This is a genomic window from Acidobacteriaceae bacterium, from assembly GCA_035944135.1.
Taxonomy (GTDB): Bacteria; Acidobacteriota; Terriglobia; order Terriglobales; family Acidobacteriaceae; genus Granulicella.
The window spans coordinates 1-25,001 of the sequence record DASZBM010000008.1 but is presented as its reverse complement, the minus strand read 5'-3'; the positions used below and the strand labels follow the sequence as shown (position 1 = coordinate 25,001).

The following is a 25,001-nucleotide window of genomic DNA, read 5'->3' as shown; positions in this document are numbered from 1 at the left end:
TCCTCAGTCGCGCTAAGAACTTACAACTTAGAACTTACAACTACCCCCCGCCGGTCATCTCCTTCAGCGCCGCCTGCGCCGCTCTCTTCGTCTTCGGCACCGGATCAAGCTGCAGGCACTTCTTGTAGTTCTGCTCCGCCTCATCCAGCTTGCCCAGCTTTCGCGCGGCCTCTGCCAGCGCCAGGTGCGCATCCGGATCATTCGCATCCAGCGACACCGCATCCTTGGCCCGCATATACGCGCCCATGAAGTTGCCGTCGTTCTGGTAGAACCCGGCCACCTGCATATCCTCAGCAAATCGTTGCGAGCTCGTCACCACTGGCTCCGACGGTCTCTTACGGCTCGCCCGCGTCTTCGTCGGCACTCCCTCATCATCCTCGTCCGGCGAACCCGACGGCTGATCCGCACCTGAGCTCGAGTACCCCGACGAGCTCGAACTCGAACTACTGCTCGCACCCGAGCTCCCGGCATCCTGCAACCCACCCGGCGGCGCCGGCTTCACATCGCCTGCACCCGGTGACGACGAAGATGAAGACGATCCCTGCGCGTCATCTCCCGGAAACGGAAACTGCTGCGCCGGACTCTTAGGCGTCTGCTGCGCGTCCGGAGCACTCGGCGTCTGCGTCGCCGGCTTCGGAGTCTCCGTCTCGCCCGGATACGGAAATTGTTGCGCCGCATTCGACGGCACCGGCTTGTCCTGCGCCGGCCCACAGTCGCTCGCCGTCGTCCACTTTCCGTCAGGGCCCTTCGTCGCCCCTCCCGAGCAGGTCACATTTGGCTGCGGCGACGCAGGCCGTCCCTCCGGCGTCTGCTGCCACTGCGGGGTGTTCGCCTGGCTTGCGGGCGTCTGCGCGCACGCCACGCCCACTCCCAGCCCCGCCACGCACACCGCCAGCCACAATCGCCTCATACCTCTATTAGACGACAATCCCTCCCCGCTGGCACGCGACCTCGCCCCGCGACAACTCCGCAGTCTCTACCCTCTACTCTCTAACCTCTACTCTCTACCTTGCTATACTCCACCCCATGCCTCGGCCTGCAGCCCCCGCCACACCCCGCCTTCTCATCCGCTCTTCCGCCATCCACGCCGCCGGCGTCACCACCCTCGACCCCATCCCCCGCGGCCGCCGCATCCTCGAGTACGACGGCCCTCGCATCCCCAAGACCGTCGCCGACGACCGCTACGCCGACAAGCCCGTCACCTACCTCTTCTCCATCGAGGGCACCGACGACGTCATCGACGGCTTCTCCGCCGCCATGTTCGTCAACCACTCCTGCACGCCCAACTGCGAGACCGAAGAGGACAAAGGCCGCGTCTACATCAAGGCCATCCGCAACATCGCCGCCGGCGAAGAGCTCGTCTACGAGTACAACCTCCACGACTCCGACGACGACAACGCCGACTGCTACTGCGGCGCCCCGCAATGCCGCCGCACCATGTTCTCCGACGACGAACTCAAACGCCGCGCACGCCTCGCCAAACGCAAAGCCGCAAAGAGCAAGTAACGCTGGCGACTCATCGCTTCATCCTGCCTTTCACCATAGGCGGCCGTGGCGAACCTCCGCGCACCTTTGCGTCCTTAGCGTCAAAGCTTCTCAGCCGAGCCGACCTCAAAATCCATTCACTCGCCGAAAAATCCCATCCCGCAGCCGCTCGACATTGAAGTTGATCAGCAAACCGAGTCTCCGATCCGACAACTTCAAATACGAGATCAGCTGCGACAGGTGTACCGGAGCGACCGTCTCGATCGACTTCACCTCAACCACCAGCTCACCTGCCACAAGAATGTCAATCCTGTACCCAACATCCGCCAGCTTCACACCCTGATACACCACCGGAACCGGCACTTCCGTCTTGATCTCTAATCCAGACTGCGCCAATTCAAAGACAAGACACGCGCAATATGCGCTCTCCAGCAGCCCAGGCGCAAGCGCCGAGTGCACGCGAAACGCCGCATCCAGCACTCGCTTCGCCAACCCATTCAGCTCTTCAGGCCCCACATCACCCTCATCCCACCCCAACTGCCGTGGCCCCACCCCAACCGCCGTGGCGAACCTTCCCGCACCTTTGCGCCCTTAGCGTCAAAGCTTCTGCCAAGCATTACCGCTTCAACAGATCCACCGGCACATTCACATCCTGCACCCGGAACATCTCTGCCAGCGCCGGATGTTTCACCGCGATCGCGCGATACATCTCCCACGCCACGCGCCGATAGCTGAAGTGCCCCGCCACCCCTGACCTCAGCTCCGAGATATACAGCGCCTCTGCAAAATCCATCTTGAACAGCGCCCTGCATCGCGTGCCCAGCGGCAGCAGATACTGCGCGCTCTGCTTTGCCTCAGGTTCATCGGAATCGCACAATTCGCGATACGCCACCCGCGCCGCATCCATCGCGCTCTTGTATTTGTCCGCCAGCCCGGCCTCTTCCAGCGTTGGCTGCCCCGGACACACCGGCTCGTCATACCCATGCACATCGCTGAACGCCTGCATCAACTGCACGCACCGCCGGTGCCGATGCATATCGCGGAACCCGCCCACATCCATCAAAATGTCGAACCTGAACCCATGCCCCGCGCTGAACGCGCGAAGCAGTTCATCATGCCGCCCGCGGTGCGCCGTGCCCAGCTTCAGAATCTCATTCCGCCGAGCCTCACTCAGCGCCGCCACCGCCCCGCGCAACTGCCTGTACGAGTAATGACAGTGCGGATACAGCAACGACGTCGCAATCTCGACCTCAATGTCCTCGTCATCATCCAGCAGATCGACCACCGGCGCCGGATACACCGGAGCATCGCCCATCAACTCCCGCGCAGCCTGCGCCAGCTCCTTGCGACTCTCAATCGCGTACTCACTCGCCTCCGCATACTTCACCAGCGTCGGCGCGGCCTTCACCGGAGGCATCAACACCTGCAGAATCTCCTGCGTCGCTGCCGGATCAACAACACCTTCTCCGGCCATCTCCTCCAGTCGGTCGCGCAGCACGTTCCACGCCGGATCGCTCGCCGCCGCACGCAGCTTCCCGCCCAACTCGCGAATCTCCGCAAACTCACTCGACAGCAGCCGCGACACCTGCGTCTCCAGCGTGCGCGCATTCACAATCTGTCCCAGCGACGTGTTCGTCGCCAGCGGCAGCAGGTACCGCGCCGCATCAAACGCCCGCGCCTTCAGCGTCCGCGCATACGTCTCGCTCTTCATCTCGCTTGGCTGCGGAATCGCCTGCGCCAGCGCCGCAAACATCCCCATCCCAATCTCTTCGTACGCCTTGAACAGCGCTTCAACCGCCGCCGTGTACTGCTTGCGCGCTCCCTTGCTCAGTTCCGGAGTGCACCACCCGCTCTGCCGAAAATTTTGATATCGAGTAGACCGCTCCTGCCCGTCCCACCTGGTCTCATCCACCAGCGTGATCGCTGCCAGCAGCGACAGCTTCTCCACCGCAAACGGAATATGCGCCAGGTCCGCGATCGACCTGTGCCCATACTGGAAATAAAACGTGTTCAGAAACTGCTCAGCCTTCTGCGAGCTGATCTCCACCAGCGACTCCCGCATGGTCAGCGCCGACCGCGAGTACCTCGCCATCGCATACGCCAGCACCTCCGGCTCCGCTCCATGGATCGCATACACTTCGGTCGTGCTTTCAGCACCCGGCTTCGGTTCAGTTGTCGAGGTCTGGGGCAGGTCAGGGGCGGCGGCAGGGGAAGACATGTCCGCACAAGAATACCGCGCCCAGCCCGTGTTGGAATCTGGTCAGTTTCTCAGACAGCCGCCCCGCCAGACCCCCCTGACCTATCGATCTCCGACGAGAAGCCGACTTCCTCAACGAGTCCCACAGATAGCCTTCAACCAGCCTTGAACATCTGCTTGATCCCGCGCAGCGCCTGCCGTGTCCTCTCCTCGTTCTCAATCAGCGAAAACCGCACATGGCCATCGCCGTGTTCTCCAAACCCAACCCCAGGGCTCACCGCCACCTTAGCCTCCAGCAGCAGCTTCTTCGAAAACTCAATCGAACCCAGCTTCCGGTATTGCTCCGGAATCCGCGCCCACGCAAACATCGTGGCCTTCGGCATCTCGACCGGCCACCCAAGCTTGTTCAACCCCGGCACCAGCACGTCGCGCCGGTGCCTGTAGTTCTCCACAATCTCACGCACACAATCCTGCGGCCCCTCCAGCGCTGCAATCGAAGCCACCTGGATCGGTGTAAACGTCCCATAGTCGAAGTAGCTCTTGATCCGCGCCAGCGCCGCCACCAACTCCTTATTCCCCACCATGAATCCCACACGCCAACCCGGCATGTTGTAGCTCTTCGACAGCGTAAAGAACTCCACCGCAATATCCTTCGCGCCGGGAACCTGCATCACGCTCGGAGCCTTATACCCATCAAAGGTCAAATCCGCATAAGCCAGGTCGTGCACAAGGTAGATTCCCAGCTCCTTGCAAAGCTCCACCACCTTCTCGAAGAACGGCAGGTCCACACACTGCGTCGTGGGATTCGCCGGAAAATTCAGGATCAGAATCTTCGGCCTTGGTTCCATCCTGCGCAGATCATGATCCAGCTTCTCCAGCAACGAAGCCTGGTCCATCCCGTCCACCGTAATGCTCTGTACCTTCGATCCAGCAATCACCGGCCCAAAGATATGAATCGGATAGCTCGGATTCGGCACCGCCACCGTGTCCTCATCGTCCAGCAGCGCCAGGCACAAGTGCGCAATCCCTTCCTTCGACCCGATCGTCACAATCGCCTCAGTCTCCGGATCCAGATCCACCCCATACCTGTTCCTGTACCAATTACAAATCGCCCGCCGCAGCCGCGGAACGCCCTTCGACAGCGAATAGCGGTGCGTTCTCGTCTTCAGCGAAGCCTCAATCAGCTTGTCCACAATATGCTTCGGTGTCGCGCCATCAGGATTCCCCATCCCGAAGTCGATAATGTCTTCGCCGCGCTTGCGTGCCGCTGCCTTCAACTCCGTCGTTATGTTGAACACATACGCCGGCAGCCGCTGCAGTCTTCTAAACTCTTTCATGCTTTCCTCTGCTTACTTTTTACCTTGACTATTCAATAATGCGCGCGCTCCGAACCGCATGAAACATTCGAAAGGGCTTTCACCAATCGGAATCCCCTTGTCGCACGTATGCTGCGCCTCGGCAGGGGTGGGCTTCGGCTGGCCCAGCGCGGCTCCGAAAGGTCATGGAGCAAGTCTACCCACAGCTCAACTCGGAAGGGCGTATTGCTGATGAGAAGCCGACTTGTCTGTACTAAACGCCGCCTTGATGAGCGACTTGGCGATTTTGCGCCAAGTGAAAATTGGTAGCTGACGATAAGGGCGCTTGTGACGGCTTCTCTAGGACTCGACCACCTTCATCTGTTCTTCGTTCATACGGCCGCCATGAACCTTGAACTCGGACACAGCAAGGTCAATCTCTTTCAGGTCTTCCGCGGTCAGTTCAAGGTTGGTTGCTTTGATGTTCTCCTGAAGGTGCGTGACCTTGCTCGTGCCGGGGATTGGGACGATGAACGGCTTTTTGGCCAGCAACCATGCGAGCGATAGCTGCGCCGTCGTTGCGCCTTTCTTTTTCGCCAGCTCGGTAATGCGATCGACGAATGGCTTGTTCGCGGCAATGCTTTGTGGCTGGAAACGATCGAATCCAGAACGCAGATCCGATTTCGGATCAAAACTGGTCTTCGCATCAAGTCTCTGCGTCAGGTAGCCCATGCCTATTGGTCCCCACGGCACGAAGCCGATTCCCAACTCCTCACAGGTGGCGAGCAAGCCGTTCTCTTCTGGGTCGCGGTTCATAAGCGAATACTCTGTCTGAAGTGCAGCAACGGGCTGAACCGCGTGTGCCTTGCGGATGGTGTTCGGGCTCGCTTCCGAAAGCCCAAAGTGCAACACCTTGCCGTCCTCGATAAGCTCCCTCACCGCACCAGCGACGTCCTCGATCGGCACGCTCGGATCCACCCGATGCTGGTAGAACAGGTCGATGTAGTCCGTCCGCAGACGCTTGAGGCATCCGTTCACCATCCACTTGATGTGCTCAGGGCGACTGTTTAGACCGCCCTTCTCGGTAAGGTCAAAGCCGAACTTCGTGGCGATCTTCACCTCGTGGCGGAACGATTCAACCGCTCCGCCAACAATTGTTTCGCTTGTGTACGGGCCGTACACTTCAGCCGTATCGAAGAACGTAATGCCGTTGGCGTGAGCCTCACGGATGACCTTGATCGCCTCGTCAATGGGGGCTGCAGGGCCGTAGTTTGTGGCCAGATTCATGCAGCCGAACCCAAGCTCTGATACTTCCAGCGCTCCCAGTTTGCGTGTCTTCATGTCAAAATCCCTTTCCAATTCAACGCTAAGCGGAGGGGCTGCCACAGCGGTAGCCTGATCGACTGAAATCATTGCCTATTCGGCCGGAGACGCTTCTATATATGGCCAAGCTCTTGTCTGCTGTCTTATGTTTAGATGTGCCAGGGAGAAGAGAGTAATGCCTGAGAAATTGGAGCAGAACGAGAGTTCCCCCATCGCACAACGACTAAAGGAGCTGAGTGGGGCGATTACCAAAGCACTCGGTCGATCCCCCCAGTTGTCAACGCCGCTTCTCGGGCTCACGCTCTACCAAAATACTGCTCCGACTGCGCCGAATCCCTGCACCTATGAGCCGAGCCTCCTTGTCATTGCGCAAGGCAGGAAGCGCGTAGATCTGGGCAAGCAGAGCTATGAATTCGGCGGATCAACCTTCCTCGTCACATCGATCGAACTTCCAGTCGTCAGCCGCGTGTGCGCCGCAAGTGCGGAGAAGCCGTACCTGGCCTTATTTCTCAAACTTGATATGGGGATGGTTCGCGACGTTCTCCATTCTGAAGAGGTACGCATCCCTCCTCCGTCTGTTGGAACGCGCGGCATGAGTCTTGGCAATACAACGGTAGAACTGCTCACGCCATGTATACGTATGGTCGAGATTCTCGCCACTCCCCAGGACGTTCCATTCCTGGGCAAACTGCTCCAACGGGAGATTATCTACCGGATTCTGCAAAGCTCGCAGGGAGATCGACTGCGTTCGGTTGCAACGCTCGCGGACCACGACTACAGAACCGCAAAGGCCGTTACCTGGTTGCGTGAAAACTTTAAGAGGCCGCTTAACGTGGATGAGCTAGCCACATTGGCGGGGATGAGCAGATCGACCATGCATCATCACTTCCGAACTCTCACCGCAATGAGCCCTCTTCAGTTTCAGAAACAGCTTCGGCTCCATGCGGCACGGCAGAAAATGCTCACAGACGAACTCGATGCGGCGAGCGCGGCCTTTGAGGTTGGATACGAGAGCCCAAGCCAGTTCAATCGGGAGTATAAGCGTTTCTTCGGAAAGCCACCAATGCGCGATGTGCACGCATTGCGTGCGTCTGTGTGAGCGGGGGACTTCGTTGGCGTTGTTATCGCGGTGCCTGGTATTCACTAGTCCCCCCTGAGGCGGCTTGTGTTTCCTTTATCACCAGCGATTCCAGATCTCACTTGGCAAAGACAGACCAAATCACTCGTCGACTGTGCCTGCAATAGGCCAGAGGATAGTTACCCGGAAGCGCGCTTTTCGCCACTAACTCAAATACTCGGTGCCTCAGCTTAGCAACTGCGAGTTTCCCTCACCTTCCTCGCAGTGTGGCGATCGCTCTTCTTCGAGGTCCTGCCGGAATAGGGCCATCGCACATCTCCGGCGGTAAGCTCATTGCATACCTTCGAATGATTGCGACAATGCTCTAATACCGAAGGACATCACTGCAGGAGAACTCATGGCCACTGACCTCACCGGCAAAGTCGCGCTCGTCACCGGAGCCTCCCAGGGCATCGGTCGCGCCATCGCCCTCGATCTCGCGAAACATGGCGCCACGGTAGCTGTCGCGGCGCGGAGCACAGACAAACTGGAATCGCTGGCCTCTGAAATCACCTCCACCGGAGGCACCGCCAAAGCCTTCGCCCTCGACGTCACCTCCGAGGACTCCATCAAGTCCTGCGCCAAAGCCGTCCTTGCCGACCTCGGCGCCTGCCACATCCTCGTCAACAACGCCGGCATCACCCGCGACGGCCTCGCCCTTCGCATGAAGCTCGCAGACTTCGATGACATCCTCCGCGCCAACCTCACCGGTAGCTTCCTCCTCACCCAGGCTGTCATCAGCAGCATGATGAAAGCCCGCTGGGGCCGCGTGATCAACATCACGTCCGTCGTCGGCGAGACCGGCGCCGCCGGCCAGGTCAACTACGCCGCGTCCAAAGCCGGCCTCATCGGCCTTACCAAGTCCCTCGCCCGCGAGTTCGCCTCCCGCAACATCACCGTCAACGCCGTCGCCCCCGGCTTCATCTCCACCGCCATGACCGACGCCCTCACCGACGACCAGCGCTCGGGAATCCTCGCGCAGGTCCCGCTCGGCCGCTACGGTACGGTGGACGACATCGCCTCCGCCGTCACCTTCCTCGCCTCCGACGCCGCGGCCTATATCACCGGTCACACGCTCGACGTCAACGGCGGAATGTACATGGGTTAGCTAGGTTCCCTGATATCAACGACTCACAAACCTAACGAATCCGAATTGGTACAGTCAAAGAAAGATATAGAAGATTCCCCTTGCCACCACTACCTTCGGTGGTTACTTTACGGCTAATGGCAAACATGCACACAGCTCTGCCGCTCTCTGAAACTGCGGCTTTTACGGTTCCTGAGCCGATTAATATTGGGGTGACCATTCGCGGGTTCCGTCTGCAAAAAGGGCTGTCCCAAGGTGATATTGAGAAGCGCACGGGCCTGCTTCGCTGCTACCTTTCGCGTGTGGAAAACGGTCATACGGTGCCCTCGCTGGAGACGTTGCAAAAGATCGCAGCCGCCCTGGACATATCTCTAAGTCATTTCTTTTCTGAAGATCCAGTTCGCGACGTCCCGGGGTTTTCGTTGAGCGAGGACGAGATTCGTTTCCTCACGCAGGTGCAGCGCTATGCTGCAAATCTCACCGAAAGCGACCGCCGGCTCCTGCTGGCCATGGTCCGCAAATTCGCCGCTACGGTGTCCACGAGCTTTGAGTAAGTCTTTGATTCTTCGTGGAATAGTCGCGGGACGATGATTCAATTTTGAGGCATTTACACGTATAAAAAGTGCGTATTTGCGCACTTTTGAGGGCTCAATTTTTGGCCTTTTCAGCCTCTCGCGTACCTGGACAGGGCATATCCGACCAGCGACAGGATCAGCGCCGCAGCCGCGAACGTAGCCCGCTGCCGGGCACGATAGCTGGCTTTACCGGTGGTCATCTTCGGCAGCAGCGGAACTCCCAGCGCCAGCCCGCTCAGCAGGCCACCGAGGTGGGCTGAGTTGTCGATGTGCGGAATGTTGCCGGGGTTCACGTGCAGCTTGGCCCACTCGGCCGCAGTCAGGGAGGGCGAGAACTGCGGCGCAATGCCCAGCGCCAGGTTAATCACCGCAAACAGGATGACCTGCCGCCGGAGGTTCTTCAGCTCTTCCCAGGGGAGGTTGAGCTTGCGGTTCGAGAGCAGAACAATCAGGATGCCGGCAATGCCGAAGATCGCGCCGGATGCGCCCACGGCGATCGCGTCGGTGCGCGTGATGATGCTCGCCGCAGCGGACAGCAGATTCCCGGTGACGCCGGTGAGAAGGTAAACCCAGGCGAGGCCCCACCGGCCAAGCAGCGGCTCGCCGAACAAGCCGAGGTTCCAGAGGCACCACAGGTTGGTAGCGATGTGCAGGATGCTGGCGTGGACAAAGCAGGCCGTGACCAGCCGCCACCACTGGCCGCCGCCGATGGCCACCCAGTCATCGCATCCGCCGAAGTAGTACAAGACGTTGCCGTCAAACTGAGCGGTCAGAATTGAGCCGAACTGATGCGCCTTCCAGAGAGGGATGATCGGGCTCCAGCGAAACATCGCCGCGAAGACCAGGAGGTTAATCGCCATCAGGATCGACGTGGCAGGGTAAGCCGCAATCAGCGAGGGCCACGGGCGCTTGCGCACCTGCGGGCCGCCACCCCGCGTCACTTCACCGGCTCGCGCGGCGACGGCGGAGGCCGGCTCATGCGCATGTCCCTGCGCGTACACGACATCAGGGTTTTGAGGATTCGAGGACAAAAAGACTCTCAAGGAGCGGAATCAATCACATCATAGCGGAGGAAGAGAATAAGAGGGTAGAAACGAACGAAGGCTTTGACGCAAAGGGCGCCAAGTCACCCCAGCGAACGAGTTCGCCCTGCACCCAGACGACGCGAAGGAACGCCACGGTAGTGGTGCTCTACTATCCTGTTCTCTATTGTCTGTTTCTTTACGCTTGTTTCCAGAGGCGGTCGCGGAGTTCGGGCGACACATGCTCACGGAGCATTGCGGAGACCATGCCGGGGACGGGCGTGGTCATGAGCACCAGGGCCCACAGCAGAAGCGAGAAGATCACACCGGAGACTGCCACGGCTTCCAGACTGATGGTGATGCTCTGCGGAACATGAGCCAGGAGCAGAGCGCGGTCCGTTCCCAGGTGCAGATGCACGCTGCTGGCCAGGTGTCGAATGTTCTCCAGCCGGTGGACAACCACCGCTGCGAGGAAGAAGGCCACGCAAGCCATGGTGGTTACGGCCAGCAGCAGCAGATCGACCATACGGTGAATCCGCTGCTTCCCGCGGCAGTGCGCGCAGCCGTGAAGGTGGGCCTCGTAGTCGCCGCGCAGTCCTGCAGGCGTGCCGGAGATGTCATAGCGCCATCCCGAAAGGATGTGGCCGATGACCTGGTCTGTGCAGGGGGTATGCGCGTCTTGGAGGGGATGTCGGGAAAGAGTCGGCATTTCTTTTACGCAATCTTGATTTTACTTCACTGGCTGGTGACCGGGAAGCTGCAAGCTAGAGTCTTTGCGTTGCCGTGTGGGTGGACCCATCTCTTATTTAAGTCCATGTTTTACAACCGAATTGGCTCCAATGCAACATCCTGTTGGGCCAATAAGACCCGATTACCCAAAAGGGTCATTCGGTCGCCAATAGCCTGCTCCGCCGCCAGCCGGGCCAATTCGGGTAAGTTGTTCTGTTCACTGAGATGTCCCAGCACGATAGTATGCGCGCCGCCGTCATAGTCCCTCATCAGGAACTCGGCGGTTGCGGCGTTGGAGAGGTGGCCAACCCGGCTGAGAACGCGCTGCTTCACGCTCCACGGGTAGGGTCCGTCCTTGAGCATCTCGAGGTCGTGGTTGGACTCGAGCAGAAGGACATCCACATTCTTGAGCGCAAGTTTTACATTCGGCGGGACATAGCCGAGGTCGGTCGCAACGGCCATGCGGATCGACTCGCCGGGAGCATAGAAGACGAATCCGCAGGGGTCGGCGGCATCGTGGGGAATGGTAAAGGGGCAGACCTCGAGCTCGCCGATGCGGAAGCTGCGCCCGGCTTCGAAGAATTCGAGTGCGGGGAGTTCGGTGGGGTTAATTTTGGGACGAACCTCTTCCGGCGTGGACGCTTCGGTTTCCGGCTCTTCGCAGGGGGTCTCTGTCCCGGCCTCCATAGCCTCGCGCTCGCGCTGGATCTTTTCGAGCCAAGCCTTGTAGCTCATGCGCTTCTGGGGGGTCAGCATGCGGACCCAGGCGCGGTGCGTGGCCTCGGTGAAGAAGACGGGGATCCTGAGCTTGCGCGCGAGTACGGAGAGACCGGCGACATGGTCGAGGTGTTCGTGGGTGATCAGGATGGCCTTGAGGTCGGCGGGGTCTTCGCCGGTGGCGGCCATGCGCTTGAGCAGTTCGCGGCAACTCAGCCCGGCGTCGACGAGGACCGCAGTCCTGCCCGCGGCGACCACCGTGGCGTTCCCACGAGATCCCGAGGCTAGAACTGTCATGCGCATCGGTATGAGGATACAGCGGCGGAGGCTGTGCAGAAACGGGTGGGAATCAGGGAGGGGACGGGAGGCAGGGGGTAGAGGGTAGAGGGTAGACAAGGGCAAAGGCGTTTCACGCAGAGCGCGTACGCGCTCGCAAAGAAGTGCGCGAAGGTCGCCACGGCGGTTGTGCGTCTGTTTTCTACTCTCTACCCTCTAACCTCTATCCTCTACCCTCTGTTTTCGCCGGATTGCGCAGCGGTGCGAGGAAGGTGACGATGGAGCGCATCACCAGTTCGTTGCGCTGGTTGTAGACCGTGGTGCGGGAGCGGACGACACCGTACTGAGGGCGGGATTGCGAGTGGCGGACGGTGAGAATCTCGGCCTCGGTGCGCAAGGAATCGCCGGGGCGCACGGGAGCGGTCCAGCGCATCTCTTCGACGCCCGCGCCGAGCATGCCGCCGGCGATGTGCAGCGACTCGACGCGGAGACGCATGACGATGGCGGCGGTCAGCCAGCCTGAGGCGGCGAGACCTTTGAAGAACGAGCTCTCGCCCGCGGACTGGTCGATGTGAAAGGGCTGCGGGTCGTAGCGCTCGCCGAATTCTTTGATCTCCTCGGCGGTCACTTTGTACGACCGGCTGGAGTTGAAGGTCATTCCCGGGTGCAGATCTTCGAAGTAGAGTTCTTTGGTGCTCACGAGGTCTCCTGAAATTAGGCAGTGAGGAATTAAGGGCGTGAATAGTGAGTAGTGAATAGTGAATAAGGCAGAAGCAAAGACGACGTCGGTTCAGTTTCGAGTTGTGAGTTTCGGAGTTGTGAGTTTAAGCAGGTTCCTCGCTGCGCCCGGAATGACAGAAAGAAAGACAACGGCAGATGCAAAAGCAACAACTACTCGTGACTGCCTCTAACCAATAACTAGTTCTTCGCGTAATCGTAGAACCCTTTGCCGCTCTTGCGGCCGAGCCAGCCGGCGTCGACCATGCGGATGAGGAGAGGGCAGGGGCGGTACTTGGGGTCGCCGAGGCCGGACTCGAGGACGCGCATGATGTCGAGGCAGACGTCGAGGCCGATGAAGTCGGCGAGTGTGAGCGGGCCCATGGGATGGGCCATGCCGAGGCGGAAGATCTCGTCGACGGCTTCGGGCGTGGCGACGCCTTCCATGACGGCGAACATGGCCTCGTTGAGCATGGGCATGAGGACGCGGTTGGAGACGAAGCCGGCGGCGTCGTTGACTTCGACGGGTGTCTTGCCGAGCTCGAGGGAAAGACTGTGGACGCGCTGGAATGTGGCGTCGGTGGTCTGGAGGCCGCGGATGACCTCGACGAGACTCATGACCGGCACGGGGTTGAAGAAGTGCATGCCGATGACGTTGCCGGGGCGCGTGGTGGTGGCGGCGAGCTTAGTGATGGAGATGGACGAGGTGTTGGAGGCGATGATGGCGTCGTCGGAGAGCAGATCGTCGAGCTCGCCGAAGATGTATTGCTTGATTTCGAGACGCTCGGTGGCGGCTTCGACGACGAGCGTGCAGTCCTTGAGAGCGGCGAGATCGTGCGCGGGCTTGACGCGCTGCTGGATGGCCTCGACTTCGGCGGGGTCGACTTTGCCGCGGGCAGCTTCGCGGTCGAGATTGGTGCGAATGGTGGCGAGGCCGCGGTCGAGCGCTGCCTGGTTCGCGTCGCAGAGGACTACCTCGCAACCGGCGCGCGCCATGACGTGGGCGATGCCGTTGCCCATGGTGCCGGCGCCCACGACGCCCAGCCGTTCCTTCACCGCCATTTGGACAATCCTTTCATCGCTCGTGGCAAGAGAAGCGAGTTTATCAGCCGCGCACGACGCCTGCGAAGCGGAACGGAGTTATGCTCAGAGCGAACCCGATTCAAAGCTGATTTGCGGAGTGGCGAGCGATGACGACGCCTGACGCGGAGGTCCTGATTGCCGGGGCCGGACCCACGGGCCTGGTGCTGGCGCTGTGGCTGGCGCGGCGGGGCGTTCGCGTGCGTATCGTGGACAAGAATCGCGAGCCGGTGGCGCATTCGCGGGCGCTGGCGGTGCAGGCGAGGACGCTGGAGTTTTATGCGCAGCTCGGGTTTGCGCAGGAGCTGGTGGAGCATGGGCACCAGGTGCCGGCGATCAATCTGTGGGTTTCGGGCAAGCAGGTTGCGCATGCGCCGTTTGGGGATTTCGGGCGGGATTTGAGTGCGTTTCCGTACGCGCTGATCTTTCCGCAGGATGAGCACGAGCCGCTGCTGATTCGGCATCTGGCGGAGGCTGGCGTGAATGTCGAGCGGTCGACGGAGCTGCTGAGCTTTGTGCAGGACGCGGATCAGGTGGTGGCGCGATTGCGTCTGCGCGACGGGACGGAGCAGACGTGCCGCGCCGGCTTCCTGGCGGGGTGCGATGGGGCGCGGTCGGTGGTGCGGCAGGGGCTGCGGATTGGGTTTCCGGGCGGTGAGTACACGCATCTGTTTTATGTCGCGGATGTGGTGGCCGGCGGTGCGGTGGGGAATGGCGAGCTGCATGTGGCGCTGGATCACACGGATTTCCTGGCGATCTTCCCGCTGGACAGCCATGGAAGGATGCGGTTTGTGGGGACGATTCGCGATGAGATGGTGAATGAGAAGGAGGCCGATGCGCAGCCGCAGCTGAGCTGGAACGATGTGTCGAAGCGGGTGCTGAACTGGATTCACGCGGACGTGCAGCGGGTGAACTGGTTCTCGACGTATCGGGTGCATCACCGGGTGGCAGAGCATTTCCGCGAGGGGCGCGTATTTCTGCTCGGAGATGCCGCGCACATTCACTCACCGGTGGGTGGGCAGGGGATGAATACGGGGATTGGCGACGCCGTGAACCTGGGCTGGAAGCTGGCTGCGGCGCTGCGGGGGCGCGCGCCGGCAACGATTCTCGACACGTTCGAGCCGGAGAGGATTGCGTTCGCGCAGCGGCTGGTGGCGACCACGGACCAGGCTTTCACGGCTGTGACGTCCAATGGCGATCTGGCGCGGCTGGTGCGGCTGCATATTGTTCCGTACCTGATTCCGGCGCTGTTCTCTGCGAACCGCAGCCGGCGGTTCATGTTCCGCACGGTGTCGCAGATCGCGATTAACTATCGCTCGAGCGACTTGAGCGAGGGACGCACGGGGAAACTGCATGCGGGTGACCGGCTGCCCTGGGTGAAGCTGTCTGATGAGGCGGACAACTTCGCTCCGCTGACTTCGCTGGACTGGCAGGTGCACTACTACGGGAACGCTCTTTGTCCTGACATTCGAAGGCTGTGCACGCAGCGCGGGCTGGCGCTGCACACCTTTGCGTGGCAGGCGCAATTTGCCGAGCAGGGTTTGCGCGAGAACGCCGCCTATCTCATTCGGCCGGACGGCTATGTTGCGCTCGCTGACCCTGCGGCGAAGGCGCGCACGCTGGCGGAGTTCCTCGACAGCCACGGCTTGACGTTTGGATGAATTTCACCGGCCCGTTTCGGTGCAACTTCGGTGTGACTTCATGCAAGGTTTTTCTTGAATTGCATGACCGCGGAACGTATAAATCAGCCACGATCTCTTTTCACCATCGCGGCGGGGACTGATGCAATGTCCTGGCCGCGTAAATCAGGAGTCTGCTCGACATGGACCGGGCCCGCCATTCTCTATGCGCCGATCGGCTTGCGCGTGTTGGTCGTCTCACGACCACTGCGGCAGTCTTTGTCGCGCTCTCGTGCTGGTCTGCCTGGGCCTCGAACTCCGTTCCCGACTGGGTGAAGGCTGCGGCCCAGCAGCCGCTTCCGAAGCTTCCTGAAAGCACTCGCGCCGTCATCCTGCTCGATGAGGAGACATATACCGTCGACGCAAAGGGGCAAGCTGTCGAGCATATCCGCAAGGTCGTCAAGATCCTTCGCCCGCAAGCACGCAAGCTCGAGTCCACCTATCCGGCCGTTGAGTACGACAAGGAATCCAAGGTGCTCTCGTTTCATGCGTGGAGCATCGATCCAGCCGGCCACGAATATGCCGTTAAGGACAACGAGCTGCACGACGTAGCGATTGGAGAGGGGTTCGAGCTCTACGACGACAGCCGCGCCAAGGTCGCCGATCCTCCCGGCCGCGATCCCGGCGGCGTCATCGCCTGGGAATATGAAAGGCGCGAGCGTCCCTATCTGGCTGAAGCCGACTGGTCCTTTCAGGGCGGTCTTCCCCGGCTCAGCGAGAGCTTCAATCTCATCCTTCCTGCCGGCTACACCTTCACGACCACATGGGCGCACCACCCGAAGATAGAACCCATCGACCTTGAGAATCAGAAGTACCGCTGGGAGATGAATAACGTGCCTGCGATCGATCTCGAGCGCATCCCGTTGTCGCCTTCCACTGAATCGCTGGCGGGACGCATGACGGTACACTACTCCGGGCCTGGGCTTGCTTTCCCTGAAGACGGGACGTGGAGGGGCGTCGGCGAGTGGTACACCGCGATCTCACGCGATCGGCTCACCGCAACGCCCGAAATCGCCGCCAAGGCTGCCGAGCTCAGCGCGGGCAAAACCGACTTCTATGACAAGGCCGAGGCCATCGGCAGCTTCGTTCAGCGCAATATCCGCTACGTAGCGGTTGAGATTGGTGTCGGCGGTTTCCAGCCGCATCCAGCGGGCGCGATTTTTCACGGCGGCTACGGCGACTGCAAGGACAAATCCACTCTTCTCTCTGCCATGCTATCCACCGTCGGCATTCACAGCGCGCTGGTAATGGTGGATACAAACCGCGGCGTGGTTGATCCCGACGACCCATCGATTTCCGCCGGCAATCACGTGATCGGCGCGATCGAGATCCCGAAGGGCTACAACTCGCCCAAAATGCACAGTGTCATCACCGCGGGAAACGGCAAGCGCTATCTCATTTTCGACCCCACGTGGGAACAGACTCCCTTCGGCCAGGTCGAGGATAATCTCCAAGGAAGTTATGCGCTTCTAATCGAGGGCTCGGACAGCCAGGTCTTTCAGATTCCCGTCCTCAGCCCGGACCTGAACACCGTCCACCGCTCCGCCACGCTCACGCTCACTGCTGATGGCTCCCTGAAGGGTAGCGCCGCCGAGAGCTGGCTCGGCGATATTGCCGCCGACCCTCGGGGATATCTCGCGGAGATTGATGTCGATAAGCGGCAAAAGGCCTTCGATCGCCTGATCGGCGAAGACTTGATGGCCGCCTCGCTGACTGACCTGAAGATTCAGAACCTTGCCGCGCTGGACAAGGACCTTACGACAAGCTTCGACCTCTCGGCCGAGCACTTCGCGAGCTCTGTTGGCCCGCTGCTGATGGTGCGGCCGCGCGTCTTCGGCAGTTACACGCTGCCTGTCGATCACAAGAAGCGGGACGTTGCGATCGATCTTGGCGCGACGATGCAGGCCACGGACAGCTTCGACATCCAGCTGCCAGAGGGCTATACGGTCGACGAGCTGCCCGATCCGGTCAAGGAAGACGCGGGCTTCGCCACGTATCAGAGCTCGACGGTTCTGAATGGCCGCACGCTCCACTACACCCGCACTTATACCGTCCGCCAGGTTTCACTGCCGCCGGACAAGTACCCCGAGTTGCAGCGCTTCGTCGCAACCATCGCCGCTGACGAGGACAGTCGCGTAGTCCTGAAGCGCACGACCAGCACCACGGCCTCACTGCCCTAAGGAGCACCATGAACACCACCGCCCCGCAGCGCATCACCGGTAAGCCGCGCCGCATCGTCTCCGCATTTCTTCTCGTCACCGCGTTCGCGCCCGCCGCTCTCGCGCAGAAGTTCATCCAGCCCACGCAGGAAGAGCTGTCGATGACGTCGCTGCCGGGCTATCCGGGCGTCTCCGCGGTCATCCTGAACAAAGAGGAGATCACAACGGACGACAAGCACTCGGCCCAGCACTATGCGCGGATCAAGATCCTCAGCGAAGACGGCAAGAAATATGCGAACGTGGAGCTGCCCTATGTGACGACCACGGAGGGCGAAAACGACAACACGGTCGGCAATCAGAAGTCTCTCGAAGCCATTCAGGGCCGCACCATTCACCCTGACGGCACGGTCGTTCCCTTCACCGGCAAGCCTTACCTGAAGGTGATGGAGAAAGGCAAAGGCTTCAAGTACCAGGCGAAGGTGTTTACGCTGCCGGATGTCACAGTGGGCAGCATCATCGAGTACCGCTACAGCACTTTTATCAACGACCGCGGTTATGAGCCGCCGATCTGGCTGATCCAGGGCGATCTCTACGTCAAGTCCGCGCACTTCCTCTGGTATCCGACCGCTGAAGACATGGGAGATGCACACGGCGACCTGATCCATACGATCAGCTGGTTCCCGATTCTTCCCAAAGGGGCGGAGATCGTGAAGCACGACCTGCCTGGCGGCAGCGTAAGCAGCGGCCTCCCTTTCAGGTCGTATGAGCTGACGATCAAGGACGTTCCTCCGGAACCGGATGAGGAATACATGCCACCGGTTGGCAACTACAGCTACCGCGTTTACTTCAACTACATTGCGGCTCGCACCGGCGAAGAGTACTGGAAGAACGAGGGAAAATACTGGTCCAAGGCGGTTAACTCGTTCGCGAACCCGAACTCCGATCTGAAGTCCGCCACGCAGCAGATCATTGCGGGCGCGACGACGCAGGACCAGAAGCTGCGCGCTATCTATGCCGCTGTGCAGAAGCTCGAAAACACTGACTACACCCGCCAACATGAAGCCCGTGAGGACAAGGCTAACGGGCTGGGCAAGGTCAAGGATGCCGACGATGTGTTCAAGCACGCGCGGGGTAATTCCACGCAGCTGACTGAACTTTTCATCGGCATGGCGCGGGCAGCCGGCATGGATGCGGATGCAGTGCTCGTCCCGGATCGCTCCCAGCACGTCTTGATGAGCCAGTGGCTTAGCCTGGACCAGTTCGATGACGTGATCGCTGTTGTCAACGTCGACGGCAAGGACGAGTTCTTTGATCCGGGCGAACGCTACTGCGGCTATGGCCATCTGGCGTGGCAGCATAGCTTTGTTACCGGCCTTCGGCAGAAAGGCAATGAGACCGCCTTCGTGGAGATTCAGGGCGACGGCTACAAGAACAATGTCATCACGCGCGTTGCCAACCTGAAGATGGATGCGACGGGCGAAGTGAACGGCACGATCGACATGACCTATATGGGAGTGACGGCGCTGGGCTGGCGTCATACTGCGCTGAGCGGCGACGACGAGAGCCTGAAGCATGAGCTCCGAACGTCGATCGAAGAGAAGATTCCGCATACGCTCGAGGTGAAGGACGTGAGTGTCTCGAACATTGCGGACTACGAGAATCCACTCAAGGTTACCTATACGGTTCAGGGGACTGTCGGGTCGTGGACGGGCAAGCGGCTGGTTGTGCCGGCCGACCTGTTCCAGGTCAACAACAAGGCCACCTTCCCGCATGAGAAGCGTGACGTTGCCGTGGATTTCAAGTATCCGTCATCAACACGCGATGCTCTTCGGATCAACTTTCCGCCGAACTTCTCGATTGAGGCGGCGCCGTCGATTGCGAAATATGCGCTGAAGCAATTGGCCGGATACGGCATGATGGTCGAATCCGCTCCGACCAACTTCACGACGCGGCGCGATTACGTTTTCGGCGAAATCTACATCCTTCCGGACCAGTACACTCAGCTGCGCACGTTCTATTCGCAGCTCGAAGCCAACGACCAGCAGAGCGTGGTGCTGAAATCCACGGCTGCAGGAACGACGACTACGGCGTCGAGCACGGGTGGAGCGAACTGACCAACATGATCCGTTCGGGAACCTCATCCCGCCTCAGATGCGCGAGCCGAGCTGAAAGCATCTCGGTTCGCGCGGGATCGCTACTCTGTTGGGCAACGCTCTGCCTGCTCAGCAGCGTGCCTGCGCGCGCGATCACCTGCAACGTCCGCACGTCGCCCATGACCGCGGGCGACATCGCCATGGCTCGGGGCGACTACGTCAAAGCCGAATCCCTCTACGCTGGCGAGAGTAAATCCGGCCCGGAAGCTGACCGCACCCATGCCGCTCTGATCCGCGCTCAGCTACGCCAGTCAAAGATCGCGGACGCTGAAAAGGACGCGGTCGCGTGGTCGACGGCGCAACCCAAGAACCCGTGGGCGCTCGTCGCGATCTCCGAAGTCCGCTGGCGCGAGGGCCGCCCGGACGACACCCTGCGCACGCTCGAAACCATCCGCACCCTCGATTACTGCAACCCGCAGGCGCATGCCGATCTCGCCAACCTATACCGCATGCGCGGTCTCTACGCTTCCGCCAACCGCGAGCTGACCCTCGCGCGCAAATTTGACCCTGTTGATGCCCAGATTGAGTTCGCCTGGCTTCACCTGCAGCCGCCTGCAACGCGGCTCACTGAAATCACCGACCTGCTGAGTAACGCGGCCTGGCTATCGGCCGATCAGATCAACGGGCTCTCCCGTGAAAAACAGCGCCTCTTCGAGGCACCCCCCAGCGGTTGTCACTTGGTCTCTCCCGTCACGAGCACCTCCATCCCCTTCCGCGCGATGCAGAACGGACCGCAAGCTCCCACCTACTGGGGGCTCGACGTTGGCTTCGATGGCAAGCAGCGCCGCCTGAAGATTGACACGGGAGCGAGCGGCCTGCTCTTGAGCAAGTCAGCCGCGAACGCGCTTCACCTCGAGCCCTCGGCCAACTTAAAAATTCATGGCATCGGCGATGACGGTGACGTCGACTCTTACATCGCCAAGGTGCATAGCATTAAAATCGGCGGCCTTGAATTCCAGGACTGCTATGTCCAGGTGCTGGGTATCACACCGAAGACCATGGCCGCGGACGACGGCCTCATTGGCGGCGATGTCTTCTCGCACTTCCTGCTCACGTTCGATTTTCCGGGCCGCGCACTTAAGCTCGACCCGCTGCCGACACGCCCGGACGAGACCGCCGGCGCAACACCCACGCTCGACACGGGCGTCGCCGCCGCCTTTGCCGAACCCCAGGACGCCTATCGCGACCCTTCCATGAAGGACTGGGACGCCGTCTGGCGTTCCGGCCACGACCTCATCATGAACGTTCGGCTCAACGCCCACGGTCCGTGGCGTCTCTTCCTCCTCGACACCGGTTCATCCATGGACCTCATCTCGCCTGATGCAGCGAGTGAGGTCGCCAAGGTGGACAAGGGCTCGTGGACAAGGGTTGCGGGCATCTCCGGCGAGGTCAAGAAGACCTGGACCACCGGCCCGATGAAGCTCTATTTCTCCCACTTCGTCGCGCCGGTTCAGGGCATGGTGGCCATCGACACCAGCCGGCTGGCCCCGTCCGCGGGCTTCGAAATCTCGGGCCTCATCGGCACTCCCACTCTGCACCAGTTCACGCTGTCGATTGATTACCGCGACAACCTCGTCCACTTCTCTTACGACCCCAGCCGCTTAACCCGCTGCGTAGCAGGCGTAAAGTTCGCCGACTGCTACTGACGTTTGCCGCCGCTTCCGATCGCAACAGTCGGGCAAGATTGACGCTGTTGTATCGCCGGGGCGCGCGCTATCCGGAAAGACTTCAGTCGATGGGGCGAGTAGCAGCTAACCGCAGGACCATGTCTGCAATGCGCTGCAGGGCTCCGGGGCGTGCGAGCTTCCTGGCCGCCGCTGCCATCCGCTTGCGCTTCTCAGCATCGTGGAGCAGGTTTACCAGCATCTGTTCCATCGCCTCGGGCGTCGCGTCGCGCTGCAGCAACATTACCGCCGCGCCGGCGGTGGCCAGCACCTCTGCGTTCTTGCGCTGATGATCGTCAGCGGCCTGGGGGAAGGGTACGAGTAGCGAAGGCTTGCCGGCCGCGCAAAGCTCCGCAACGGTGCTCCCGGAGCGAGCGAGAACGAGGTCCGCTGCAGCGTACTGGACGGGCATGTCGGTGAGGAACGCCTCCACGCTCCAGCGCGTCGGGTCGGCACCGCTTGCCGCAAAGGCGGCTCGAGTCGTCTCAAGATGCCGAGCGCCTGCCTGATGGACGATTGTCAGGCCGGGCACCTGGCGCAGCAGGCCGGAGATGATCCTCGGCAGCACGTCGTTGAAGACCGCGGCGCCCTGGCTGCCGGCGGTTACGAGCAGCCGCGGTGGCGCGCCGAGCGGCCTTGGCGGCAGATGAAAGATCTCCTGGCGCACCGGGACGCCTGTGACTTCGGCGTTGCGAAAGAACTTTGCTGTCACCGCGAAGTTCACGGCGGCCGCGCTCACACGCTTGCCGAGCAGCTTGTTGGTCATCCCGGGAACCGCATTCGGTTCATACGCCAGCGTCGGAATCCGCTTCAGGAGTGCGGCGATCATCGCGGGCCCGCTGGCATAGCCGCCAACACCAATCACGACCTGCGGACGAAACTCTTTCAGCAGGCGCATGCAGTGCAGCACGCCGAGGGGGAGATCGCCGAAGGTCTTGAGACGTGTCTTCAGGCTGACATTCTTCAGTTGCCCGGAGCGCACGAGCTCCAGCCGGAAGCCGGCTTCGGGGACCAGCTTTGTCTCGAGTCCGCGCGCCGTGCCGATGAAGAGGACGTCAGCGCCATGCTTGTCCCGGAGTTCACGGCCGATCGCGAGCGCCGGGATGACGTGGCCGCCAGTTCCGCCGCCGGCGATTACGATTCGCAAACCGCTGACTGGCTGGCTGGCTGGCTCGCTGACTGGCTGCATCAATCAATCTCGCGCGTGACGTTCAGCAGCACGCCCATGCACGCCAGCGTAACGAACACACTCGTTCCGCCGGACGAGATGAACGGCAGGGTGATGCCTTTGGTCGGGAGCAGCGCAACCACAACACTCATGTTGAAAAATGCCTGCACCAAAATCGCGGTGGTAAGGCCGAAGGCGAGGAAGCGCGCGAAGGGATCGGTGGACAGGAACGCGGCGCGGAGACCGCGATAGCCGAGGATGCAGAAGGCGGTCACGACGCAGATTGCGCCGATGAGGCCCAGCTCCTCGCAGATGTTCGCGAAGATGAAGTCTGTATGCGGCTCGGGAAGGAAGAAGAGTTTCTGGATTCCTTCGGTGAGACCGCGGCCGAAGATACCGCCGGAGCCGACGGCGATGAGCGACTGCATGATGTGGAAGCCCGCGCCCTTGGGATCGGCTTCTGGATTCAGGAAGGCCTTCATGCGCGCAGCGCGAAAGGCTACGTGGAAGAGCATGTAATAGAGCACTGGCGCCGCGGCGGCGAGTGCCAGGCCGATCCACTTCATCTGCAGGCCCGCGAGATACAGCATCAGCAGCAGCACGGCAGCGCAGACCATCGCTGTACCGAGGTCGGGCTCCTTGAGGATCAGCAGGATGTAGACGAGTGGCGGAATCACTGCGGGAAGGATTGTTTCCTTCACGTTGTCGATCGCATGGATGCGCGTTTGAAGGAACCACGCGAGGAAGAAGACGATGACAGGCTTCGCGAGTTCAGATGGCTGAAGTGATGCAGGACCCAGATGCAGCCAGCGATGAGCGCCGTTCATGCTGCCCCAGGCGAAGACGCCGAGCAGCATCAGCGCTGTAACCGCCATCATTGGGAAGATGAGTCGCGGGTTGTTGTACTTGCGGTAGTCGACGCGCATGAGGCCGAAGAGCGCAACCATGCCCAGCGCGGCCCAGATGGCCTGCTTCGAGACGAATGCGTAGGGCGAGCCGAGCGTGGCCTTCGCCATGACTGCGGACGCGGAGAAGACGCACACCAGCCCGAACAGCACCAGCAACAGCACCGTGCCAAACAACCATTTATCGACGCCGACGCGCTTTGCCATTCCCTGCCCTACTCCAGCGCGCCGACGAGTTGCTTGAAGACGCGGCCGCGATGCTCGTAGTTCTCAAACTGATCGAAGCTGGAGCACGCCGGCGCGAGCAGAACCACATCGCCCGATTTGGCTTCTTGCCGCGCCCAGGCGACCGCTCGATCCATCGTTTCAGCTTTCTCTATCTTCACGACGCCGGCGAGATGTGACTCGATCTTTTCCGCCGCCGAACCAATGGTGATAACCGTCTTGACGCGAGCGCGCAGCAGCGGCGAGAGGGTGGTATAGTCCGAGTCCTTGTCCTTGCCACCGAGGATCAGATAAATGCCGCCGGGGAAAGCCTCGATCGCTTTCGCTGTTGCGTCGACGTTGGTCGCCTTCGAGTCGTTGAACCAGCGCACGCCGTTCAGCTCGCGCACGAACTCCAGACGATGCTCGACTGCGTGGAACGCTGCGACGGCCTCGCGGATCACCTGCGCATCGACTCCTGCCAGGCGCGCGGCGCAGACGGCGGCGAGGACGTTTTCGACGTTGTGCGCGCCGGCGAGCGGGATTTCGCTGACAGGCATGATCGGTTCGGCCTCGCCGTTTTCTTTCGCGCGGAAGAAGATGCTCTCGCCGTGCACGAACGCACCTTGCTTGACCTGGCGACGCGGACTGAACCAATAGATCTGCGCTTTTGTTTTCGCGGCGACGAGTTTTGTCGGCTCGTCTTCGGCGTTGAGGATCAGGAAGTCGTCGGCGGTCTGGTTTTCGGTGATGCGCGTCTTGGCGGCGGCGTAGGCCTCGAAGCTGCCGTGGCGGTCGAGATGGTCGGGCGTGATGTTGAGGACGAGTGCGATCTTTGGGCGGAAGGTCTGGATCGTCTCCAGCTGGAAGCTCGAGACCTCAAGCACGCTCCAGGTCTCGGTAGTTGCTTCAGCGACCATGTCGACGACGGGGCGGCCGATGTTGCCGCCGACGAGTGTTGGCTTGCCGCTGGCTTTGAGAATTTCGCCGATGAGTGTCGTGGTGGTGGTCTTGCCGTTTGAGCCGGTGATGGCAACGACCTGGCCTTGGAGAAATTGCGCTCCGAGTTCGAACTCGCCAATGATGGGAATGCCGAACGCGCGGACGGTCGAAAGCTCCGGGGTGTTCAGTGGCACGCCGGGTGAGACGACGATGAGGTGCTGGCGCCGGAAGGTCAGCAGGCCATGGCTTCCGGTTTCGACCATGATGCCAGCGTCGAGCAGCGCGGGAAGTTCTGCGATGAGGCCCGCGGGGCGGATGTCGCTTACGGTCACTTGAGCGCCACGCGCTTTGAGGAAACGCGCGGCGGCGATGCCGCTCTTGCCGAGGCCAACTACGAGTACACGCTTGTTCTTGAGTTCCATATTGTTCTTGAAGCTGCCTCTCGTTTATCGCAGCTTCAGCGTCGTGAGTGCAAACAGGGCAAAGACGAGCGCCATGATCCAGAAG

21 protein-coding genes are annotated in these 25,001 nt (G+C 60.9%); 8 read left to right on the top strand and 13 right to left on the bottom strand.

Features of this window, described 5'->3' with window-relative positions:
• Positions 1-40: 40 nt before the first annotated feature.
• Positions 41-910, bottom strand: coding sequence for a tetratricopeptide repeat protein (locus tag VGU25_12775; protein ID HEV2578077.1), 870 nt, complete (start codon positions 908-910; stop codon positions 41-43).
• A gap of 116 nt (positions 911-1,026) precedes the next feature.
• Here VGU25_12775 and VGU25_12770 point away from each other — a divergent pair, with 116 nt between their 5' ends.
• Positions 1,027-1,506 carry an SET domain-containing protein-lysine N-methyltransferase gene (locus tag VGU25_12770; GenBank protein HEV2578076.1) on the top strand — a complete coding sequence of 160 codons (480 nt, stop codon included), beginning with the start codon at positions 1,027-1,029 and terminating at the stop codon, positions 1,504-1,506.
• Between the two features lie 105 nt (positions 1,507-1,611).
• Here the strand turns inward: VGU25_12770 and VGU25_12765 are convergent, their stop codons facing one another.
• The 4 genes from VGU25_12765 to VGU25_12750 all read right to left on the bottom strand — a co-directional run bounded on the left by VGU25_12765 (position 1,612) and on the right by VGU25_12750 (position 6,318).
• Positions 1,612-2,037: a GxxExxY protein gene (locus VGU25_12765; GenBank protein ID HEV2578075.1), complete on the bottom strand. Its 426-nt coding sequence runs from the start codon at positions 2,035-2,037 to the stop codon at positions 1,612-1,614.
• Between the two features lie 64 nt (positions 2,038-2,101).
• On the bottom strand, positions 2,102-3,703 hold the full coding sequence (locus VGU25_12760) for an FAD-dependent thymidylate synthase (protein ID HEV2578074.1): 1,602 nt from the start codon (positions 3,701-3,703) through the stop codon (positions 2,102-2,104).
• Between the two features lie 134 nt (positions 3,704-3,837).
• Positions 3,838-5,019 carry an alanine transaminase gene (gene alaC, locus VGU25_12755; GenBank protein ID HEV2578073.1) on the bottom strand — a complete coding sequence of 394 codons (1,182 nt, stop codon included), beginning with the start codon at positions 5,017-5,019 and terminating at the stop codon, positions 3,838-3,840.
• 318 nt (positions 5,020-5,337) lie between these two features.
• Positions 5,338-6,318, bottom strand: coding sequence for an aldo/keto reductase (locus VGU25_12750; GenBank protein ID HEV2578072.1), 981 nt, complete (start codon positions 6,316-6,318; stop codon positions 5,338-5,340).
• 157 nt (positions 6,319-6,475) lie between these two features.
• Between VGU25_12750 and VGU25_12745 the strand changes: the two genes are divergently transcribed.
• The 3 genes from VGU25_12745 to VGU25_12735 all read left to right on the top strand — a co-directional run bounded on the left by VGU25_12745 (position 6,476) and on the right by VGU25_12735 (position 9,058).
• On the top strand, positions 6,476-7,399 hold the full coding sequence (locus tag VGU25_12745) for an AraC family transcriptional regulator (GenBank protein HEV2578071.1): 924 nt from the start codon (positions 6,476-6,478) through the stop codon (positions 7,397-7,399).
• Positions 7,400-7,775: 376 nt separating this feature from the next.
• On the top strand, positions 7,776-8,525 hold the full coding sequence (gene fabG, locus VGU25_12740) for a 3-oxoacyl-[acyl-carrier-protein] reductase (protein HEV2578070.1): 750 nt from the start codon (positions 7,776-7,778) through the stop codon (positions 8,523-8,525).
• Positions 8,526-8,650: 125 nt separating this feature from the next.
• On the top strand, positions 8,651-9,058 hold the full coding sequence (locus tag VGU25_12735) for a helix-turn-helix transcriptional regulator (GenBank protein HEV2578069.1): 408 nt from the start codon (positions 8,651-8,653) through the stop codon (positions 9,056-9,058).
• Positions 9,059-9,168: 110 nt separating this feature from the next.
• On the opposite strand, the gene VGU25_12730 is transcribed toward VGU25_12735, so the two are convergent.
• The 5 genes from VGU25_12730 to VGU25_12710 form a co-directional block, all read right to left on the bottom strand.
• Positions 9,169-10,110, bottom strand: a complete 942-nt coding sequence (locus VGU25_12730) for a rhomboid family intramembrane serine protease (protein HEV2578068.1) — start codon at positions 10,108-10,110, stop codon at positions 9,169-9,171.
• Between the two features lie 190 nt (positions 10,111-10,300).
• The gene (locus VGU25_12725) at positions 10,301-10,810 is read right to left on the bottom strand and encodes a hypothetical protein (GenBank protein HEV2578067.1); all 510 of its coding nucleotides are present in this window, start codon (positions 10,808-10,810) and stop codon (positions 10,301-10,303) included.
• A 110-nt stretch (positions 10,811-10,920) separates the two neighbouring features.
• On the bottom strand, positions 10,921-11,850 hold the full coding sequence (locus VGU25_12720) for an MBL fold metallo-hydrolase (GenBank protein HEV2578066.1): 930 nt from the start codon (positions 11,848-11,850) through the stop codon (positions 10,921-10,923).
• Positions 11,851-12,046: 196 nt separating this feature from the next.
• On the bottom strand, positions 12,047-12,523 hold the full coding sequence (locus tag VGU25_12715) for a MaoC family dehydratase (protein ID HEV2578065.1): 477 nt from the start codon (positions 12,521-12,523) through the stop codon (positions 12,047-12,049).
• 218 nt (positions 12,524-12,741) lie between these two features.
• Positions 12,742-13,602 carry a 3-hydroxybutyryl-CoA dehydrogenase gene (locus tag VGU25_12710; GenBank protein ID HEV2578064.1) on the bottom strand — a complete coding sequence of 287 codons (861 nt, stop codon included), beginning with the start codon at positions 13,600-13,602 and terminating at the stop codon, positions 12,742-12,744.
• Positions 13,603-13,730: 128 nt separating this feature from the next.
• Between VGU25_12710 and VGU25_12705 the strand changes: the two genes are divergently transcribed.
• The 4 genes from VGU25_12705 to VGU25_12690 all read left to right on the top strand — a co-directional run bounded on the left by VGU25_12705 (position 13,731) and on the right by VGU25_12690 (position 21,257).
• Positions 13,731-15,281 (top strand): FAD-dependent monooxygenase, encoded by a 1,551-nt coding sequence (locus tag VGU25_12705; GenBank protein ID HEV2578063.1) that lies wholly within the window; start codon positions 13,731-13,733, stop codon positions 15,279-15,281.
• Between the two features lie 161 nt (positions 15,282-15,442).
• Complete coding sequence (locus VGU25_12700) at positions 15,443-17,479, top strand: DUF3857 and transglutaminase domain-containing protein (protein ID HEV2578062.1); 2,037 nt, start codon at positions 15,443-15,445, stop codon at positions 17,477-17,479.
• Between the two features lie 8 nt (positions 17,480-17,487).
• The gene (locus VGU25_12695) at positions 17,488-19,572 is read left to right on the top strand and encodes a DUF3857 domain-containing protein (protein ID HEV2578061.1); all 2,085 of its coding nucleotides are present in this window, start codon (positions 17,488-17,490) and stop codon (positions 19,570-19,572) included.
• A 5-nt stretch (positions 19,573-19,577) separates the two neighbouring features.
• Positions 19,578-21,257 (top strand): aspartyl protease family protein, encoded by a 1,680-nt coding sequence (locus VGU25_12690; protein ID HEV2578060.1) that lies wholly within the window; start codon positions 19,578-19,580, stop codon positions 21,255-21,257.
• Between the two features lie 82 nt (positions 21,258-21,339).
• Here the strand turns inward: VGU25_12690 and murG are convergent, their stop codons facing one another.
• From murG to murD, 3 genes are read right to left on the bottom strand one after another with little or no spacing between them, the layout of a single operon-like run.
• Positions 21,340-22,464, bottom strand: a complete 1,125-nt coding sequence (murG, locus tag VGU25_12685) for an undecaprenyldiphospho-muramoylpentapeptide beta-N-acetylglucosaminyltransferase (GenBank protein ID HEV2578059.1) — start codon at positions 22,462-22,464, stop codon at positions 21,340-21,342.
• The gene (ftsW, locus tag VGU25_12680; GenBank protein HEV2578058.1) at positions 22,464-23,555 is read right to left on the bottom strand and encodes a putative lipid II flippase FtsW; all 1,092 of its coding nucleotides are present in this window, start codon (positions 23,553-23,555) and stop codon (positions 22,464-22,466) included. The genes murG and ftsW overlap by 1 nt, the downstream gene beginning before the upstream one ends.
• Before the next feature lie 8 nt (positions 23,556-23,563).
• Positions 23,564-24,916 carry a UDP-N-acetylmuramoyl-L-alanine--D-glutamate ligase gene (gene murD, locus VGU25_12675; protein ID HEV2578057.1) on the bottom strand — a complete coding sequence of 451 codons (1,353 nt, stop codon included), beginning with the start codon at positions 24,914-24,916 and terminating at the stop codon, positions 23,564-23,566.
• Positions 24,917-25,001: the final 85 nt, after the last annotated feature.

Coding starts and splice junctions, on each gene's coding strand:
- ftsW (HEV2578058.1), bottom strand. CDS start 23,555: ATGGCAAAGCGCGTCGGCGTCGATAAATGGTTGTTTGGCACGGTGCTG.
- VGU25_12770 (HEV2578076.1), top strand. CDS start 1,027: ATGCCTCGGCCTGCAGCCCCCGCCACACCCCGCCTTCTCATCCGCTCT.
- fabG (HEV2578070.1), top strand. CDS start 7,776: ATGGCCACTGACCTCACCGGCAAAGTCGCGCTCGTCACCGGAGCCTCC.
- VGU25_12760 (HEV2578074.1), bottom strand. CDS start 3,703: ATGTCTTCCCCTGCCGCCGCCCCTGACCTGCCCCAGACCTCGACAACT.
- VGU25_12710 (HEV2578064.1), bottom strand. CDS start 13,602: ATGGCGGTGAAGGAACGGCTGGGCGTCGTGGGCGCCGGCACCATGGGC.
- VGU25_12705 (HEV2578063.1), top strand. CDS start 13,731: ATGACGACGCCTGACGCGGAGGTCCTGATTGCCGGGGCCGGACCCACG.
- murG (HEV2578059.1), bottom strand. CDS start 22,464: ATGCAGCCAGTCAGCGAGCCAGCCAGCCAGCCAGTCAGCGGTTTGCGA.
- VGU25_12690 (HEV2578060.1), top strand. CDS start 19,578: ATGATCCGTTCGGGAACCTCATCCCGCCTCAGATGCGCGAGCCGAGCT.
- VGU25_12735 (HEV2578069.1), top strand. CDS start 8,651: ATGCACACAGCTCTGCCGCTCTCTGAAACTGCGGCTTTTACGGTTCCT.
- VGU25_12700 (HEV2578062.1), top strand. CDS start 15,443: ATGGACCGGGCCCGCCATTCTCTATGCGCCGATCGGCTTGCGCGTGTT.
- VGU25_12720 (HEV2578066.1), bottom strand. CDS start 11,850: ATGCGCATGACAGTTCTAGCCTCGGGATCTCGTGGGAACGCCACGGTG.
- alaC (HEV2578073.1), bottom strand. CDS start 5,019: ATGAAAGAGTTTAGAAGACTGCAGCGGCTGCCGGCGTATGTGTTCAAC.
- VGU25_12725 (HEV2578067.1), bottom strand. CDS start 10,810: ATGCCGACTCTTTCCCGACATCCCCTCCAAGACGCGCATACCCCCTGC.
- VGU25_12750 (HEV2578072.1), bottom strand. CDS start 6,318: ATGAAGACACGCAAACTGGGAGCGCTGGAAGTATCAGAGCTTGGGTTC.
- VGU25_12745 (HEV2578071.1), top strand. CDS start 6,476: ATGCCTGAGAAATTGGAGCAGAACGAGAGTTCCCCCATCGCACAACGA.
- VGU25_12695 (HEV2578061.1), top strand. CDS start 17,488: ATGAACACCACCGCCCCGCAGCGCATCACCGGTAAGCCGCGCCGCATC.
- VGU25_12775 (HEV2578077.1), bottom strand. CDS start 910: ATGAGGCGATTGTGGCTGGCGGTGTGCGTGGCGGGGCTGGGAGTGGGC.
- murD (HEV2578057.1), bottom strand. CDS start 24,916: ATGGAACTCAAGAACAAGCGTGTACTCGTAGTTGGCCTCGGCAAGAGC.